This window comes from Streptomyces sp. NPDC023481, from assembly GCF_055560195.1.
The window spans coordinates 371,706-385,372 of record NZ_JBVHJE010000004.1 but is presented as its reverse complement, the minus strand read 5'-3'; the positions used below and the strand labels follow the sequence as shown (position 1 = coordinate 385,372).

Annotated in this window: 14 protein-coding genes and 1 tRNA gene; 12 read left to right on the top strand and 3 right to left on the bottom strand. The window is 69.7% G+C overall.

Features of this window, described 5'->3' with window-relative positions; all coding sequences use genetic code 11:
- The first annotated feature begins 359 nt into the window (after nt 1–359).
- The 8 genes from ACZ3ZD_RS11895 (at nt 360) to ACZ3ZD_RS11860 (ending at nt 8,579) form a co-directional block, all read left to right on the top strand.
- Nucleotides 360–1,646, top strand: coding sequence for a type III PLP-dependent enzyme domain-containing protein (locus ACZ3ZD_RS11895; RefSeq protein ID WP_467395627.1), 1,287 nt, complete (start codon nt 360–362; stop codon nt 1,644–1,646).
- Nucleotides 1,643–2,578: a 4'-phosphopantetheinyl transferase superfamily protein gene (locus tag ACZ3ZD_RS11890; protein WP_467395625.1), complete on the top strand. Its 936-nt coding sequence runs from the start codon at nt 1,643–1,645 to the stop codon at nt 2,576–2,578. The genes ACZ3ZD_RS11895 and ACZ3ZD_RS11890 overlap by 4 nt, the downstream gene beginning before the upstream one ends.
- A complete protein-coding gene (locus ACZ3ZD_RS11885) occupies nt 2,578–4,128 on the top strand; it encodes a class I adenylate-forming enzyme family protein (RefSeq protein WP_467395623.1) in 1,551 nt (516 codons plus the stop codon). The genes ACZ3ZD_RS11890 and ACZ3ZD_RS11885 overlap by 1 nt, the downstream gene beginning before the upstream one ends.
- A gap of 53 nt (nt 4,129–4,181) precedes the next feature.
- Complete coding sequence (locus ACZ3ZD_RS11880; RefSeq protein WP_467395622.1) at nt 4,182–4,445, top strand: acyl carrier protein; 264 nt, start codon at nt 4,182–4,184, stop codon at nt 4,443–4,445.
- Entirely contained in the window at nt 4,442–5,704 is a 1,263-nt protein-coding gene (gene ectB / locus ACZ3ZD_RS11875; protein WP_467395621.1) for a diaminobutyrate--2-oxoglutarate transaminase, read from the top strand. The genes ACZ3ZD_RS11880 and ectB overlap by 4 nt, the downstream gene beginning before the upstream one ends.
- An 85-nt stretch (nt 5,705–5,789) precedes the next feature.
- Complete coding sequence (ectA, locus tag ACZ3ZD_RS11870) at nt 5,790–6,329, top strand: diaminobutyrate acetyltransferase (RefSeq protein WP_467395620.1); 540 nt, start codon at nt 5,790–5,792, stop codon at nt 6,327–6,329.
- A gap of 16 nt (nt 6,330–6,345) precedes the next feature.
- Entirely contained in the window at nt 6,346–7,638 is a 1,293-nt protein-coding gene (locus tag ACZ3ZD_RS11865) for a cytochrome P450 (RefSeq protein WP_467395619.1), read from the top strand.
- A 317-nt stretch (nt 7,639–7,955) separates the two neighbouring features.
- Nucleotides 7,956–8,579: a LysE family translocator gene (locus tag ACZ3ZD_RS11860; RefSeq protein ID WP_467395618.1), complete on the top strand. Its 624-nt coding sequence runs from the start codon at nt 7,956–7,958 to the stop codon at nt 8,577–8,579.
- Between the two features lie 109 nt (nt 8,580–8,688).
- On the opposite strand, the gene ACZ3ZD_RS11855 is transcribed toward ACZ3ZD_RS11860, so the two are convergent.
- On the bottom strand, nt 8,689–9,558 hold the full coding sequence (locus ACZ3ZD_RS11855) for an alpha/beta fold hydrolase (protein WP_467395617.1): 870 nt from the start codon (nt 9,556–9,558) through the stop codon (nt 8,689–8,691).
- Nucleotides 9,559–9,643: 85 nt separating this feature from the next.
- On the opposite strand from ACZ3ZD_RS11855, the gene ACZ3ZD_RS11850 reads away from it, so the two are divergent.
- Entirely contained in the window at nt 9,644–10,147 is a 504-nt protein-coding gene (locus ACZ3ZD_RS11850; protein WP_467395828.1) for a MarR family winged helix-turn-helix transcriptional regulator, read from the top strand.
- Nucleotides 10,148–10,451: 304 nt separating this feature from the next.
- Here the strand turns inward: ACZ3ZD_RS11850 and ACZ3ZD_RS11845 are convergent.
- Nucleotides 10,452–10,525 (bottom strand) — tRNA-Pro (locus ACZ3ZD_RS11845).
- Nucleotides 10,526–10,630: 105 nt separating this feature from the next.
- Here ACZ3ZD_RS11845 and ACZ3ZD_RS11840 point away from each other — a divergent pair.
- The 3 genes from ACZ3ZD_RS11840 to ACZ3ZD_RS11830 all read left to right on the top strand — a co-directional run bounded on the left by ACZ3ZD_RS11840 (nt 10,631) and on the right by ACZ3ZD_RS11830 (nt 12,858).
- On the top strand, nt 10,631–11,137 hold the full coding sequence (locus ACZ3ZD_RS11840; protein ID WP_467395616.1) for a DUF309 domain-containing protein: 507 nt from the start codon (nt 10,631–10,633) through the stop codon (nt 11,135–11,137).
- Nucleotides 11,138–11,236: 99 nt separating this feature from the next.
- Nucleotides 11,237–12,025, top strand: coding sequence for a precorrin-6A synthase (deacetylating) (gene cobF / locus ACZ3ZD_RS11835; protein ID WP_467395615.1), 789 nt, complete (start codon nt 11,237–11,239; stop codon nt 12,023–12,025).
- Between the two features lie 26 nt (nt 12,026–12,051).
- Nucleotides 12,052–12,858 (top strand): HAD-IIA family hydrolase, encoded by an 807-nt coding sequence (locus ACZ3ZD_RS11830; protein ID WP_467395614.1) that lies wholly within the window; start codon nt 12,052–12,054, stop codon nt 12,856–12,858.
- Here the strand turns inward: ACZ3ZD_RS11830 and ACZ3ZD_RS11825 are convergent.
- Nucleotides 12,847–13,620 (bottom strand): sulfite exporter TauE/SafE family protein, encoded by a 774-nt coding sequence (locus tag ACZ3ZD_RS11825; protein ID WP_467395613.1) that lies wholly within the window; start codon nt 13,618–13,620, stop codon nt 12,847–12,849. The genes ACZ3ZD_RS11830 and ACZ3ZD_RS11825 overlap by 12 nt on opposite strands.
- Between the last annotated feature and the right edge of the window lie 47 nt (nt 13,621–13,667).

Below are 13,667 nucleotides of genomic sequence, written 5' to 3'. Positions count from 1 at the left end.
CAGGTGCCCTCGCCCCTCATGGCCGGGGGCCGGCCCGGCTGTGCGGGAAGATTGCCGCCACTGCGGGATTCAGGCGTTTTCCATAAGTTTGATTCAGCCTACACGGGGAATATCGCGGCCGCCTGCAGCCCTTGGGCGGACACGCGCTCGGAACAGGGGGCCTGAATAGGTCAGGACCGATTCAGTCCACCCGTCAGTCCTTCCTTCGCCGTACGACAGCTCGCAGAATCGTGATTGCTGGAGAACACACCAGTGAGAGAGGCGAGCGATGAAAGAACGGACATCCACCCCAGGCAGTTCACCCATGAAGGAGCGGACCGTAATCCGCCGGCCCGACGACGGCGGATGGCAGTGATTGCATGGCTACCTCGAATGACCACATCCAGGGCAATACGATGGCGGCACTGGCCGAGGAGTTCGGCACTCCGCTGTTCGTCTACGACGCGGACATCCTGGAAAGCACATACCGCGCACTGCGTGGCGTGCTCCCCGACGGTGTCGATGTTTTCTACTCGCTCAAAGCCAACCCGAACATCAGCGTCTGTGCACTGCTGAACTCGTTCGGTGCCGGCGCCGAGGTCTCCTCCCATGCCGAACTGGTCACCAGCCTGCGCGCCGGGGTCGCGGCCCACGACATCATCTTCCTCGGCCCCGGCAAGGACGCACGGGAACTCAGCGCGTGCATCGACGCCGGCATCCACGCGATCGTCTGCGAATCGCTGGACGAACTCGACCTGCTGGACTCGCTGCTGGCAAGCGCCGGCCGCGACGAGTTCCCGGTGCTCCTGCGGGTAAACCCCGCCTTCGGCAGCAAGGGGTCGGGACTGGCCATGGGCGGCAAGCCCCGGCAGTTCGGCATCGACGAAGCCGAACTGCGCGAGGCCAAGCACCGGCTCGCGGCCCTGCGCCACATCCGGGTGAAGGGGGTGCACGCCTACATGGGGACACGGTTCCTGAAACACGAGGACGTCGTCCACAACACCCGGCGGATCCTCGCCACCGCGGAGGACCTGGCCGGACGGCTCGGTTTCCCCCTGGAGACCGTGGACTTCGGCGGCGGACTCGGCGTCGCCTACTTCGAGAACGAGGAAGACCTCGACCTCGCCGCGCTGGGAACCGGACTGGCGGACGTTCTCTCCTCCTTCTCCGCGCGCAACCCGCACTGCCGGATGATCATGGAGTTGGGCCGTTTCCTGACCGCCATGGCCGGCATCTACCTCGTCCGGGCCCGGTATGTGAAGAACTCCATGGGGGAGAGCTTCGTCGTCGCCGACGGCGGCACCAACCACCACATGGCCGCCGTCGGTGTCGGGAGCTTCGTCAAGCGCAACTTCCCGGTCCGCCACGTGGGGGACCGTCCCGCCGGAGCGCCGCGGCCCTACAGCGTGACCGGCCCGCTGTGCACGCCCAACGACGTCATCGCCAAGAAGGTCCGGCTGCCGGAGGTGCGGCCGGGGGACCTGCTGGCGGTGGAGCGGTCCGGAGCCTACGGTCCCACCGCCTCCCCCGGGCTCTTCCTCAGTCACGGCTTCCCGGCCGAGGTGCTGGTGCACGGCGGCCGGGCCCATCTGGTCCGGGAGCGCGACACCACGGAGGACCTGCTGGCCAAGCAGCACCTCGTCGACGTCCGCACGGCATCCGGATGACCACCGCGCCCAGCCGGACCGCCCGGGTCGGGGTGGACGTCCTCGACTGCTCGGAACTCGGCCGCCTGGTCGAGCGCCCCTGGTTCCTCCGCTTCAGCTTCGCCCCGGAGGAACTGGCCCATGCCGACACCCTCGGCGGCCACCGGCGCCTGGAGTTCCTCGCGGGCCGCTTCGCGGCCAAGGAGGCCGTCCTCAAGGTCCTGGGCATGGGTCTCCTCCAGGGAGTGGCGCCGCGGGAGATATGCGTGGAGCACACACCGCACGGCGCCCCCGTCGTCCGCTTCCGAGGGCGAGCCGCCCGAGTGGCCCCGCCCTCGGTGTCCGTGTCCATCACCCACAAACAGAACGTCGTAGCCGCAGTCGCCATCGGCGTCCCCTGCGCCGTCGGCGCGGCAGCCGAAAACGGACGAACAGCATCCAAGGAACCGAAGGAGCCTGACGCCGTGTCGCCGCCCAGCACCCGCACCACCGCCCCCGCCCCCGCCCAGCGAAGCGCCGGCGGTGAACCGACCCCGCAGACCACGGCCTTCCTCCGCGTACGAGTCGGCCAGGAGGAAGCCCACTACGGCGGTGACCTGGTGGACGGCGCCCGCATCCTGCGGCTGTTCGGCGACCTGGTCACCGAGATCACCATCCGCACGGACGGCGACGAGGGGCTGCTGGCCCAGTACAGCGAGGTCCGCTTCGCCGCACCCGTGAAGCCGGGCGACTACATCGAGGCGCGCGGGCGGCTGGTGCGGCAGACCAGGCTGCGCCGGGTGGTCGAACTCGAGGCGCACAAAGTCCTCGGCGCCCGGCCCGGAGCGGAAGGCAGTGCCGCCGAAGTCCTCGACGCACCCCAGCTCGTGTGCTCCGCCACCGCCACCACTGTCGTCCCCTTCCGCAGGACGGACGCGGCGAACGCCCCCGACCCCGTTGCCGAGGAGACCTGATGGCCCGTACGCCACAGCTGCTGCACGAACTGCTGGAGGCGGCCGCCGACCGCAGCCCCCGCTCCCCCGCGCTCAGTTCGCACAGCCGCAGCCTGACCTACGGAGAACTCGCCGCCGCCTCCACCGGAATGGCCGCACTCCTGCGACGCGAAGGACTGCGGCGCGGCGACCGGATCGTGGTCACCGCGACCGACGGGATCGGCATCACCGTGCTGCTGTACGCGGCCTCCCGCCTGGGCGCCGTCTTCAGCGTGCTGCACGAACAGGTACGCGGCGGCCCTCTCGCCCATGTGCTGCGGGACTGCGAACCCGGGCTGCTGGTCTCCGACGATCCTGGTGCGGGACGGACCGCCGCCGAGCACGGCGTGCGCTTCCTCGGGCTCGACGAACTCCTCCGGGCGGCGCTCGACGCAGGCACCGGCGGGTCACCCGCCCCCGGTGGCCACGGCGCCCTGACCGTGGACCCCGTCAGCCTGATCTACACCTCGGGTACCACCTCGCTGCCCAAGGCCGTGGTCAGCACCCACCAGCAGGTGCTCTTCGCCGTCTCCGCGATCCAGGAGTGCCTGCGGTACCGCAGCGACGACGTCGTGTACTGCCCGCTGCCGCTCTCCTTCGACTACGGCCTCTACCAGGTCTACCTCGCGGCACTGAGCGGCGCCCGACTGCACCTGGGCACGGTCGCCGAGGTCGGTCCCCCGCTGCTGCGCAGCCTGGAGGAATCCGGGGCGACCGTGCTGCCCGCCGTACCCTCCGTCGCCGACCGGCTCGCCTGGCTGCTCCGCCGCAGCAGCGGGGGGCCGAGCCGGCTGCGGCTGCTGACCAACACCGGAGCGGCCCTGTCCGACACCACCATGTCCGCGCTGCGCGCCGCACTGCCCGGGCTGCGGATCCAGGTCATGTACGGCCTCACGGAGTGCAAGCGCACGGCCATCATGCCGCCGGACGGAGACCTCGACCATCCGGGATCCTGCGGACTGCCGCTGCCGGGCACCGAGGTCTTCGTCATCGACGACGACGGGAACCGGCTGCCGCCCGGACAGATCGGCCAGTTCGTCGTGCGCGGCCCGCACGTCATGGCGGGCTACTGGAAACGCCCCGAGCTGACCGCCGAGCGCTTCCCCCGCGTGGAGGGACTCTTCCCCGAGCTGCGCACCGGCGACTACGGCCGGCTGGACGAGGAGGGCTACCTCTACTTCTCCGGCCGCCGGGACGACCTGTACAAGGAGCGGGGATTCCGTCTGAGCGCCACCGAGGTGGAAGCCGCCGCGACCCGCGTCGACGGGGTGACCTCGGCCGCCGTCCTGCCGCCCCAGGGCAAGCGGGGCGCGCTCCTCGCGGTGGTCGCCGACATCACCGCGGACGAGGTGCGCGAGGGCATGCGCGACCACATCGAGCCCTTCAAGATCCCGCGGCGCTGCATCCGCCTCGACGCCCTGCCCACCAACGGCAACGGAAAGGTCGACCGCAAGGAGCTGGCCGCTCTGATCGAACAGACCGCGGCCGCCCCGGGCACCGCCGAGGCCCCGCGAGCCGGTCTCGCCCGCTGATCCTCTTCCCACCCGGACCGCAGCAACCCCTCACCCCACACAAGGACATCACCATGGATCGCCAGAACGTCGTCACCGCCCTGGAGAACGCCCTCACCGACGTCCTCGAACGCCCCGTCACCGGTCTGACCGGCGAGGTGAAGCTCTTCGACGACCTGCACCTCGACTCGACCACCATGCTGGAGATGCTGATGGCCCTGGAGGACTCCATCGGCCTGGTCGTCGACCCGGAGGACCTGGACGCCGACGACTTCGTCTCGGTGGACACCTTCACCGACTTCGTCCTGCGCACCCGGCCCGAGCAGGTATCGGCATGACACTGATCCAGCCCGACCTGAGCGTCTTCACGACCCTGGAGTCAGAGGTACGCAGCTACTGCCGCAGCTGGCCGACCGTGTTCGACCGGGCGCAGGGCAGCAGGATGTACGACGAGGACGGGCACGAGTACCTGGACTTCTTCGCCGGCGCCGGGTCCCTCAACTACGGCCACAACAATCCGGTGTTGAAGCGCGCCCTGCTCGACTACCTGGAGCGCGACGGCGTCACCCACGGTCTGGACATGTCGACCACGGCCAAGCGCGCGTTCCTCGAGTTCTTCCAGAACATGATCCTGCGCCCGCGTGACCTGCCCTACAAGGTCATGTTCCCCGGCCCGACGGGCACCAACGCCGTCGAAGCCGCCCTCAAGCTGGCGCGCAAGGTCAAGGGGCGCGAGACGGTCGTCTCCTTCACCAACGCCTTCCACGGCATGTCGCTGGGGTCGCTGGCCGTGACGGGCAACGCCTTCAAGCGGGCCGGCGCCGGCGTACCGCTCGTGCACGCCACTCCCATGCCCTACGACCACTACATGGGCGACAAGACACCCGACTTCCTGTGGTTCGAGCACCTGCTCGGGGACCACGGATCGGGGCTGGACAAGCCGGCCGCGGTGATCGTGGAGACGATCCAGGGCGAGGGCGGCATCAACGTGGCGCGCCCGCAGTGGCTGCGCGGCCTCGCCGAGCTCTGCCGGCAGCACGACATGCTGCTGATCGTCGACGACATCCAGATGGGCTGCGGCCGCACCGGGGCGTTCTTCTCCTTCGAGGAGGCCGGCATCACCCCGGACATCGTGACCGTCTCCAAATCGATCAGCGGGTACGGACTGCCCATGTCGCTCTGCCTGTTCCGCCCGGAGCTGGACGTCTGGGAGCCGGGCGAACACAACGGCACGTTCCGCGGCAACAATCCCGCGTTCGTCACCGCCGCCGCCGCCCTCAACGCCTACTGGGCCGACGACAAGCTGAAGCAGCAGACCCTGGCACACGCCCAGACCATCGAGGCGGCGCTGCGCGACACCGCCGCGCACCACAGCGGATCCGCCTACCGCGGCCGCGGAATGGTGTGGGGCCTGGAGCTTTCCGACCCCCGGCACGCCGGCCGCGCCGCACGCCGGGCCTTCGAACTCGGAGTGCTCGTCGAGACCTCCGGTGCGTACGGCCAGGTCGTCAAGCTGCTGCCCCCGCTGACCATCACCGGCGACGAACTCGATCAGGGGCTGCGCCTCGTACAACGCGCCGTCTACGACACGGCATGACCGCGCCCGGTACCCCCCACGCAGAAGGGATCCACCCCGCCATGACGGCCCACCCGCTGCCGACAGAGACCGAGGCGGTCTGACCATGACGACCAGCACCAACCCCGCAGCCGGCGCAGACCAGCGCACCACCGCGACGAAGCAGGCGGTCTTCCGGGCACCGTCGCCCCAGGACGCCACCGCCGTGTGGAAACTGGTGGAGAACACCCCCGGCCTGGACTCCAACAGCATCTACTACTACACGCTGTGGTTCCGGGACTTCACCGACGGGTCGCTGATCGCGACCGTGAACGACGAAATCGTCGGCTTCCTCACCGGCTACCGGCGCCCCGACGAGCCCGACACCTACTTCGTCTGGCAGACCGCCGTCAATCCGCGCCACGGCATCCCCTTCCTCGGGGTGAAGCTCTTCCAGGCCGCGGCCGACCGGCAGGTGGCCCGGGGCGCCCGTTACGTCGAGGCCACGGTCTCCGCCGAGAACAAGGCGATCCTGATGGTGCTCAAGCAGTTCGCCAAGAAGCACTCGGCCCACGTCGAGACGCGCGTGCTGTTCCCCAGCAGCCTCTTCCCCGACAGCCATCACGACGAGGTCCTCTACCGCATCGGCCCGTTGACCGCCGGTTGATCCCTTGCCCGCCCCCGTGGCCGCTGTTTCGGTGCGGGGGCGGGCATCGGCGACCGACGCGGCCTTGACGGGCACCTTGTTTCACGATTGGGAGACGTTAGCCATGGTGCAGCAATCCGCCCCTGTGTACATCGACATGAACGACGACAGTTTCCGCATGGACTCCGAGGAGATGCGGAAGGCACGAGCCGCGGACTGGTACGCGCAGACCGACTGGGGTATCGCCGTCCTCTCCTACGAGGACAGCAACTTCCTGCTGAAGAACCCGCACCTGACGCAGGGGTCGGCCAAGTGGCCCTCGCAGCACGGAGTGACGGACGGGCTCTTCGCCGACTGGTGGCGCAAGACGCTGCTCGTGCTGGAGGGCGACGAGCATCACAGGATCCGGCGCCTGGTCAATCCCGCGTTCTCGCCGCGCCGGATCGAGCCTTTGCGTCCGCGCTTCCGCGCCCTGGCGGACAACCTGATAGACGAATGGATCGACGAGGGGCGAACGGAGTTCACCAGTGGATTCGCGGCACCGTACTCGACCAGGATCCTGTGCATGATGCTGGGCGTGGACGAGCGTGACTGGGACAAGATCCACCAGCTGGCCTCCACGATCGGGCTCAGTATCGGCATTTCCATCAAGGAGAACATCGCGCGCATCGACGAGGCCGTCGCCGAACTGACCCGGTATGCGGAGTTCCTGGTGAGGAGCAGGAGGGAGTCGCCGCGCAACGACATTCTCGGCACCCTGGTGGAAACGAGGGACGAGGACGACGGCAAGCTGTCGGACCAGGAGCTGATCAACCTCATCCTCCTGCTGATATTCGCCGGGATCGACACGACACGCAATCAGCTGGCCCTGGCCGTGCAGTCGTTCGCGAAGCAGCCGGACCAGTGGGAGAAACTGGCCGCCGACCCCGACCGCTACGCCGTCAAGGCGGTCGAGGAAGTCCTACGCGTCAACCCGATCGGCCGATGGGTCTCGCGCGAGGCGGCCGAGACGTTCCAGCACAAGGGGTGCACGATCGAAAAGGGCACCACAGTCCATCTGTTCACCCTTTCCTCGGGCACCGATCCGGCCGAGTACGAAAATCCGGACCGTATCGACCTCGACGCCGACCGTTCGCCCCATTTCGCGTTCGGCGGCGGCATACACCATTGCCTGGGGCATTTCGTCGCCAGGGCCGACATGAACGTCGCCCTGACGGCACTGGCCACGCGGATGACCGATCTGCGCATAGGTGAGGGCGCCGAGTGGCTGCCCGACTCCGGGAACACGGGGGCGAAGCGGTTGCCCCTCACCTTCACCCCGCGTTCCTGAACGGTCCGGGGAAGCGGCGAAGCTCCTGGTGGGCGGGTTTGCGACCAGTATCACCCGCGCCCACCAGGGGCTTCGCGTGCAACCAAGCCACACCGGACAACCATGACCGAACCCGGAACCGGCTCAGCCGGTTGCTCCCGGCATGCGGCCATGGTAGAACCGGCTAAGGTGGTTCTACGTCGACTCGGAGATCTCATGACACCCTCCAAGGCCAGCATCAGGTGCCCGGCCGCCGGCCGCCGCACATCGTCCCGGAGTGATCACGGCCGGCACCTGGGAGCCCCCGCACCCCACGCCAGGTCCGGAGGTCGTTGACGATGGTGGACGTGACGGTACTGCCGGGCTACATCGCGGTGATCCTGCTTTTCCTCGGTCCGCCCGGGCCGGATATGGCCTACATGCTGGCAGTGGGTCTCGAAGGGGGGCGCCGGGCCGCGGTCAAAGCCATCCTCGGCATCGGTACGGGCATGAGCATCTATGCCGCCGCCGTCGTCGCCGGGATGGGATCGATCGCCCGGTCGCACCCTTCAGTACTCGACGCGGTCAGGGTGCTGGGCGCCGCCTACCTTTTGTGGCTGGCATACGTGACGATGCGTCACGCGCGCAGTGCGATCAGTGGACACGGGGGTGTCACGGCGGGCCGGTGGTACCTGCGAGGTGTCGTCGTCTGCCTGACGAATCCGAAAATCATCCTCTTCTTCCTCGCGGTGCTCCCGCAGTTCATCGGAAGTGCGGACAACCCCGAAGTGCAGATGGCCATGCTCGGGGCGATCGACGTCGTGATGGAGGTCATCCTCTACGGATCCATCGGAGTGCTGTCGGGATTTTTCCATGCTCGCCTCGTCGACTCGACCAAGGCGACGGCCACGCTGAACTACGTCGCCTGCGCCGTGTACGTCGTGCTGGCCGGGACGATCTTCGGCGAGGTCCTGCTGGCTTAGGGCTCGCGCACGACTCGCCGCTGCTATGAACGCCGGATCGAGGTCGTTGACGCCTTCTTCGACCGAGCTGCTGAATGGCCTCAGTGCAGTCCGCTCCGCTTCATATCCTTCACACCGCGCCTGGGGCGGCTTGCTTCTCCTGGCCGTCTGCCAGGAAGTCGGCGATCCGGTGGTTCGTCTCGGTGGGCAAGGCGGTGGGCATGGCGAAGTGGGTGAGTTCGGCGAGGATCTCGATCCGGGCGTCCGGTACGGCTTTGCGGGCGCAGGCTGCGACTTTGGCGGCGTCATGGGCGTCGCTGCGGCCGGCGAGAAGGACCAGGAGCGGAACGCTCAGTGCCGTGGGGTCCGGGCGGCGGCCGACGACCAGTTTCCGGTTCGCGAAGCCCGAGACCGCCAAGGCGTAGAGCCGCTTCCAGCCGAGGTCGGTGTCGGTCCCTGCGGTCTCGCGGTCCAGGTAGGCGTGTGCGCGGGCTCGCGTCGGACGGAGCAGTACCGGCAGCGAGCGCAGCAGGAAACCCGGGCGGAAGCCGGCGAAGCACTGGGTCGGGTCGAGCAGTACCAGCCGATCGACCCGTCGCGCTGCGTGCAGGGCATAGGTCAGGGCGATCCAGCCGCCGTAGGAGTGGCCCAGCAGGTGCGTGCGGGGGACGGAGAGGCCGTCGAGCAGCGCGTCCAACCAAGCCATCAGGTCGTTGGTTGTGCGCAGGGGGCGCCCGCCGGGGACGCTGTGTCCCGCGTCGCCCAGGATGTCGACGGCCAGCACCCGGTGGTGCGTGCCAAGAGCCGGGGCATTGGCGAACCAGACCGCGCCGGTGGAACCGCCGCCGTGCAGAAGGAGGACCGGAGTGGCGTCGGCGGGGCCGTAGGCGTGGACCCGGGTTGTCCCGTACGGGGTGGGAACGTCGATCTCGGCGGTACCGGTGGGCCAGCGGGCGAGCAGTGCGTCGTAAGCGGCGAAGAACTCCTGGGATGAGGACACGGTGAACCCCCGGGGAATCGTCTCGTTGACCAAGTATCTCGCTTGGCGAGATACTAGCCCGGTGAGTGATGACATCGACCCCGCGATGCGGCTGGTCCATCTACTGCGCGCAGTGACCGTGGAACTCGATCTGCGCGGCGCCGAGTTCGCCGCGCGAAACGGTCTGCACCCGACCGATCTGCGGGCCCTCATCCATCTGCTTGACGCCGACCGGGCGGGTACCGACCTCACCCCGGGACGACTCGGTGCGGCGCTGCGGCTGAACTCGGCCGGCACCACTGCCCTGCTCGACCGGCTGGAGCGCCCGGGGCTCGTCCGCCGCAGGCGTGATGAGAACGACCGACGACGCGTCGTACTGACGGTGGAGCAGAAAGCCGTGGAACTGGGCCGGTCCTTCTTCGGCCCGCTCATCGCCAACCTGGTCGAGGCGGCCGAGGACTTCACCCCGGGCGAACTGGACATCGTTCACCGCTACCTGACCACCGCCCTCCGAGCAGCCGCTCCCGGCTACGAAGCGTCGACGCCCGCAGTCACCGCCGGGATACCGCCAACACCACAGCCGTCCCCACAGCGGTTCGGTCAGCCATGACGGCAGCACAGGCACGCAGCCTCCGGTGGTCACAGCACGTCACAACTTGGTGATCACGGAACCGTGCCTGTCCCCGTCTGCCGACCGCCTGTCTGCGCGACCTCTTAGCCGTCGCGGACGTCGTAGACGATCAGGCCGTCGGGCGAGTAAATCCAGGTGGGCGGGAAGTCGCCGCCCATCCACTCCATCATCGAGGTGCCCGCTTCGAGGGCGAAGGCGGCGATATAGACGAGCTCCGCAGGAATGCGCGAGGGCCAGTTTCGGATGCCTCCGAAAACCGGCCCTGATCTGCGACTGTCTCCAGTCGGGACGACAGGATTTGAACCTGCGACCCCTTGACCCCCAGTCAAGTGCGCTACCAAGCTGCGCCACGTCCCGTTGCCCTCACCCGCGGTGTCCCGCGTGATCGCGCGGACAGCACTTTACCCCACGCCGAGGGGTGCGCCGAAGAAGGCCCGGGCCGGGCGGGGCACAATCGGCGGTATGACGAACACGGGCGCATCGGATGCCAGGGACCGGGACACGGCCGGGCGGGCCCGGAACGCGCGGCCCCGGGACGGGCTGGGACGCCCGCTGCCGTACGGTGCCGAAGGGGTGCCGCGGCAGCCGGAGGGGGTCGTACGGGCCCCGGAGGAGACGGTCGCCGAGGCGCAGGCGCTGCTGGCCGAGGGACGGCCGTTCCACGCGCACGAGGTGTTCGAGGACGCCTGGAAGTCGGGTCCGCCGGACGAGCGCCCGCTGTGGCGGGGCCTGGCCCAGCTGGCGGTGGGCCTCACCCACGCGGCCCGCGGGAACGCCGTCGGCGGGGCCCGGCTGCTGCGGCGTGGAGCCGACGCGGTCGAGGAGTGGGAGACCGGCCGGGGCGAGGACCGCCCGTACGGCCTCGACCTGCCGGGCCTCACCCGCTGGGCACGCCGACTGGCCGACCGGGTGGAGCAGGGGGTGCCCCCGCTGGACCCGCGAGCCGAGGCCCCTCGACTGGGCCCCTGATCCGAGGGCGCCCGCGGCATCCCCGAGGCCCCCGGGCCGCGCCCTCCTGGGTCCCTCCCTGCCCGAGGGCGGTAGCCCGGCGTACGGCAGACTCGGGGGGTGCGAAAGATTCATGTCATCGGTATCGGCGCGGGCGACCCCGACCAGCTGACCCTGCAGGCGGTCAAGGCGCTGCGGAGCACCGACGTGTTCTTCCTGCTCGACAAGGGCGAGGTGAAGAGCGACCTGACCCGGCTCCGCCGGGACATCCTCGACGCGCATCTGCCCGAGGGGTCGTACCGGGTGGTGGAGGCCCGGGATCCGGAGCGGGACCGGAAGGCGGGCGGGGCGGCCTATTCGCCGGCCGTCGGGGACTGGCGCAGCGCCCGCGCCGGGATCTACGAGCGGCTGATCGCCGAGGAGCTGGACGAGGACGGCACCGGTGCCTTCCTGGTGTGGGGGGATCCGTCGCTGTACGACAGCACGCTGGCCATCCTGGAGGAGGTGCGGGAGCGGGGCGCGGTGGAGTTCGCGCACGACGTGGTGCCCGGTATCAGCAGTGTCTCCGCGCTGGTGGCCCGGCACCGTACGGGCCTGAACCGGGTCGCCCGGCCGGTGCAGATCACCACCGGGCGGCGGCTGGCCGAGGGCTTCCCCGAGGGCGTGGACGACGTGGTCGTGATGCTCGACGCGCACCAGGCCTTCCGGCGGTACGCCGGGGAGGACATGGACATCTACTGGGGCGCCTACATCGGCACCCCGGACGAGATCCTCGTCTCCGGCCCGATCGCCGAGGCCGGCCCCCGTATCGAGCGCCTGCGCGCGGAGGCCCGCGATCGCAAGGGCTGGATCATGGACACGTACCTGCTGCGCCGGCGTCCCGCACGCGACGAGCGGTCACAGCACTGAACGAGCCCGGACGGTACCGTCGGGTCATGGAGGACAGGACGCCCGTACGGGCCGTGCTGGTCGACATCGACGGGGTTCTCACCGTGTCGTGGAAGCCGCTGCCCGGCGCGGTGGCGGCGCTGCGTGCCCTCCGGGCGGCCGGGCTCGGGGTGGTGCTGGTGACCAACACGACGTCACGGACCCGGGCGTCGATCGCCGAGTCGCTGGCGGACGCCGGTTTCCAGGTCGGCGCGGAGGACGTGCTGACCGCGCCCGCGATCACCGCCGCCCATCTCGCCGCGCACTTCCCGGGCGCCCGCTGCATGCTCCTGAACAGCGGGGACATCGCCGCCGACCTGGGTGACGTCATGCTGGTCGAGGAGGGCGCCGACGTGGTCGTGATCGGCGGTGCCGGGCCCGGGTTCGACTACGCGGCGCTGAACCGGGCCTTCGCCGAGTTGCAGCGGGGCGCGCGGCTGGTCGCCATGCACCGCAACCTGTACTGGCGGACCGAGGCCGGGCTCCAGCTGGACTCGGGTGCCTTCCTGCCCGGGCTGGAGCAGGCGGCGCGCGTGGCGGCGGAGGTCACGGGCAAGCCGTCCCGGGCGTTCTTCGAGGCGGCGCTGGCCCGGCTGGGGGTGGGCGCCGGGCAGGCGCTGATGGTGGGCGACGACATCGAGTCGGACGTGCTCGCGGCGCAGCGGGCCGGGCTCACGGGGGTGCTGGTGCGGACGGGCAAGTACCGGCCGGAGACGCACGAGCAGGCGACCGGCATCCCGGACCATGTCGTGGACTCCTTCGCGGACGTCCCGGCGCTCCTGGGGCCGGGTCCGGCAGCGGGCCTACCGCAGTAGCAGTTGCAGGCCGCCCACGACCGTCGCCGCGATCACGAGTTGTTCGAAGAGCCGCTGGTCGATCCGGTGCACGGCCCACTTGCCGAGCAGCGCGCCGGGCACGACGAACACCACGAGCGCGGCGTCGAGGAGCAGTGAGCGCCCGTCGATCAGTCCGAGGCCCGCGCTGAACGGCACCTTCGAGACGTTCACGATGAGGAAGAAGAACGCGGACGTGCCGAGGAAGCCGAGCTTGCGGAAGCCCGCGGACAGCAGGTACATCGACATCACCGGCCCGCCCGCGTTGGCGACCATCGTCGTGAACCCGCCGAGTACGCCGTACGAGCGGGCCTTCATCCGGCCCGCCCGGCTCGTCAGCGCCTCCGGCGCCCGCGGGGCCTCGGCGGTGCGCCGGCGCCACACGGTCACCCCGGCCATCAGCAGCAGGATCGCGCCGATCGAGGTCCGTACGATCCCGTCGTCGGCCCACACCAGGAACAGCGTGCCGGCCACCACGCCCGCCGCCACGGCCGGGAACAGCCGCCACAGCGTGGGCCAGTGGGCGTGCCGCCGGTAGGTGAGCACGGCGAGCACGTCACCGGCGATCAGCACGGGCAGCAGTACGCCGGTGGAGGCACGGGCGGGCAGGACCGCGGCGAAGACCGCGAGGCTGACCGTGTTGGCCCCGCTGACCGCGGTCTTCGAGAAGCCGACGAGCAGGGCCGCGCAGGCGAGCGCGGCGAACCCCCAGCCGGATACGTGCCAGAGCGTCATCGTGTTCATGGAGAAACCGATGCTATGCGCATGCATGGTTCCGGCGTAACCGGCGT

Bases quoted from the DNA above. Each gene is read 5' to 3' on its own strand.
- ACZ3ZD_RS11885 (WP_467395623.1), top strand. From the start codon at position 2,578: ATGGCCCGTACGCCACAGCTGCTGCACGAACTGCTGGAGGCGGCCGCC.
- ACZ3ZD_RS11890 (WP_467395625.1), top strand. From the start codon at position 1,643: ATGACCACCGCGCCCAGCCGGACCGCCCGGGTCGGGGTGGACGTCCTC.
- ACZ3ZD_RS11895 (WP_467395627.1), top strand. From the start codon at position 360: ATGGCTACCTCGAATGACCACATCCAGGGCAATACGATGGCGGCACTG.
- ACZ3ZD_RS11860 (WP_467395618.1), top strand. From the start codon at position 7,956: ATGGTGGACGTGACGGTACTGCCGGGCTACATCGCGGTGATCCTGCTT.
- ectB (WP_467395621.1), top strand. From the start codon at position 4,442: ATGACACTGATCCAGCCCGACCTGAGCGTCTTCACGACCCTGGAGTCA.
- ACZ3ZD_RS11825 (WP_467395613.1), bottom strand. From the start codon at position 13,620: ATGAACACGATGACGCTCTGGCACGTATCCGGCTGGGGGTTCGCCGCG.
- ACZ3ZD_RS11840 (WP_467395616.1), top strand. From the start codon at position 10,631: ATGACGAACACGGGCGCATCGGATGCCAGGGACCGGGACACGGCCGGG.
- ACZ3ZD_RS11850 (WP_467395828.1), top strand. From the start codon at position 9,644: ATGCGGCTGGTCCATCTACTGCGCGCAGTGACCGTGGAACTCGATCTG.
- ACZ3ZD_RS11880 (WP_467395622.1), top strand. From the start codon at position 4,182: ATGGATCGCCAGAACGTCGTCACCGCCCTGGAGAACGCCCTCACCGAC.
- ACZ3ZD_RS11830 (WP_467395614.1), top strand. From the start codon at position 12,052: ATGGAGGACAGGACGCCCGTACGGGCCGTGCTGGTCGACATCGACGGG.
- ectA (WP_467395620.1), top strand. From the start codon at position 5,790: ATGACGACCAGCACCAACCCCGCAGCCGGCGCAGACCAGCGCACCACC.